The sequence below is a fragment of the Bacillus changyiensis genome (assembly GCF_027706145.1).
GTDB classification, from domain to species: domain Bacteria; phylum Bacillota; class Bacilli; order Bacillales; family Bacillaceae; genus Bacillus; species Bacillus changyiensis.
Genome location: NZ_JAQFWW010000018.1, coordinates 1 through 2,957, shown reverse-complemented (window position 1 = coordinate 2,957; position 2,957 = coordinate 1). Strand labels below are relative to the sequence as shown.

The 2,957-nt window shown below is 53.3% G+C and carries 1 rRNA gene; it reads right to left on the bottom strand.

From position 1 onward, the window contains the following. Window positions 1-3: 3 nt before the first annotated feature. A 23S ribosomal RNA gene (locus tag PDT38_RS19245) occupies window positions 4-2,935 on the bottom strand. Window positions 2,936-2,957 lie beyond the last annotated feature (22 nt).

Sequence of the window (2,957 nt, the reverse complement as noted above, 5' to 3'; positions counted from 1 at the left end):
TTTTAGGTTAAGTCCTCGATCGATTAGTATCTGTCAGCTCCATGTGTCACCACACTTCCACCTCAGACCTATCAACCTGATCATCTTTCAGGGATCTTACTTCCTTGCGGAATGGGAAATCTCATCTTGAGGGGGGCTTCATGCTTAGATGCTTTCAGCACTTATCCCGTCCGCACATAGCTACCCAGCGATGCCCTTGGCAGAACAACTGGTACACCAGCGGTGCGTCCATCCCGGTCCTCTCGTACTAAGGACAGCTCCTCTCAAATTTCCTGCGCCCGCGACGGATAGGGACCGAACTGTCTCACGACGTTCTGAACCCAGCTCGCGTACCGCTTTAATGGGCGAACAGCCCAACCCTTGGGACCGACTACAGCCCCAGGATGCGATGAGCCGACATCGAGGTGCCAAACCTCCCCGTCGATGTGGACTCTTGGGGGAGATAAGCCTGTTATCCCCGGGGTAGCTTTTATCCGTTGAGCGATGGCCCTTCCATGCGGAACCACCGGATCACTAAGCCCGACTTTCGTCCCTGCTCGACTTGTAGGTCTCGCAGTCAAGCTCCCTTGTGCCTTTACACTCTACGAATGATTTCCAACCATTCTGAGGGAACCTTTGGGCGCCTCCGTTACCTTTTAGGAGGCGACCGCCCCAGTCAAACTGCCCACCTGACACTGTCTCCCTGCCCGATAAGGGCAGCGGGTTAGAAGGTCAATACAGCCAGGGTAGTATCCCACCGATGCCTCCACCGAAGCTAGCGCTCCGGTTTCCAAGGCTCCTACCTATCCTGTACAAGCTGTACCAACATTCAATATCAGGCTGCAGTAAAGCTCCACGGGGTCTTTCCGTCCTGTCGCGGGTAACCTGCATCTTCACAGGTACTATAATTTCACCGAGTCTCTCGTTGAGACAGTGCCCAGATCGTTGCGCCTTTCGTGCGGGTCGGAACTTACCCGACAAGGAATTTCGCTACCTTAGGACCGTTATAGTTACGGCCGCCGTTTACTGGGGCTTCAATTCGCACCTTCGCTTACGCTAAGCGCTCCTCTTAACCTTCCAGCACCGGGCAGGCGTCAGCCCCTATACTTCGCCTTACGGCTTCGCAGAGACCTGTGTTTTTGCTAAACAGTCGCCTGGGCCTATTCACTGCGGCTCTCTCGGGCTTGCACCCTATCAGAGCACCCCTTCTCCCGAAGTTACGGGGTCATTTTGCCGAGTTCCTTAACGAGAGTTCTCTCGAACACCTTAGGATTCTCTCCTCGCCTACCTGTGTCGGTTTGCGGTACGGGCACCTCTCACCTCGCTAGAGGCTTTTCTTGGCAGTGTGGAATCAGGAACTCGCAACTCAATTGTCACTCGCCATCACAGCTCAGCCTTATGTGGGAAACGGATTTGCCTATTTCCCAGCCTAACTGCTTGGACGCGGATATCCAATACCGCGCTTACCCTATCCTCCTGCGTCCCCCCATTGCTCAAATGGTGAGGAGGTGGTACAGGAATATCAACCTGTTGTCCATCGCCTACGCCTTTCGGCCTCGGCTTAGGTCCCGACTAACCCTGAGCGGACGAGCCTTCCTCAGGAAACCTTAGGCATTCGGTGGAGGGGATTCTCACCCCTCTTTCGCTACTCATACCGGCATTCTCACTTCTAAGCGCTCCACGAGTCCTTCCGGTCTCGCTTCACAGCCCTTAGAACGCTCTCCTACCACTGTTCGTAAGAACAGTCCGCAGCTTCGGTGATACGTTTAGCCCCGGTACATTTTCGGCGCAGAGTCACTCGACCAGTGAGCTATTACGCACTCTTTAAATGGTGGCTGCTTCTAAGCCAACATCCTGGTTGTCTAAGCAACTCCACATCCTTTTCCACTTAACGTATACTTTGGGACCTTAGCTGGCGGTCTGGGCTGTTTCCCTTTCGACTACGGATCTTATCACTCGCAGTCTGACTCCCAAGGATAAGTCATTGGCATTCGGAGTTTGACTGAATTCGGTAACCCGGTAGGGGCCCCTAGTCCAATCAGTGCTCTACCTCCAAGACTCTTACCTTGAGGCTAGCCCTAAAGCTATTTCGGAGAGAACCAGCTATCTCCAGGTTCGATTGGCATTTCACCCCTACCCACACCTCATCCCCGCACTTTTCAACGTGCGTGGGTTCGGGCCTCCATTCAGTGTTACCTGAACTTCACCCTGGACATGGGTAGATCACCTGGTTTCGGGTCTACGACCACGTACTCATGCGCCCTATTCAGACTCGCTTTCGCTGCGGCTCCGTCTTTTCAAACTTAACCTTGCACGGGATCGTAACTCGCCGGTTCATTCTACAAAAGGCACGCCATCACCCATAAACGGGCTCTGACTACTTGTAGGCACACGGTTTCAGGATCTCTTTCACTCCCCTTCCGGGGTGCTTTTCACCTTTCCCTCACGGTACTGGTTCACTATCGGTCACTAGGGAGTATTTAGCCTTGGGAGATGGTCCTCCCGGATTCCGACGGAATTTCACGTGTTCCGCCGTACTCAGGATCCACTCAGGAGAGAACGAAGTTTTGACTACAGGGCTGTTACCTCCTATGGCGGGCCTTTCCAGACCTCTTCATCTACCTCGTTCTTTTGTAACTCCACATAGAGTGTCCTACAACCCCAAGAGGCAAGCCTCTTGGTTTGGGCTGTTCCCGTTTCGCTCGCCGCTACTCAGGGAATCGCATTTGCTTTCTCTTCCTCCGGGTACTTAGATGTTTCAGTTCCCCGGGTCTGCCTTCTCATATCCTATGAATTCAGATATGGATACTGCTCCATTACGAGCAGTGGGTTTCCCCATTCGGAAATCTCCGGATCAAAGCTTGCTTACAGCTCCCCGAAGCATATCGGTGTTCGTCCCGTCCTTCATCGGCTCCTAGTGCCAAGGCATCCACCGTGCGCCCTTTCTAACTTAACCGTTAAAAAAAGAATCACTACAG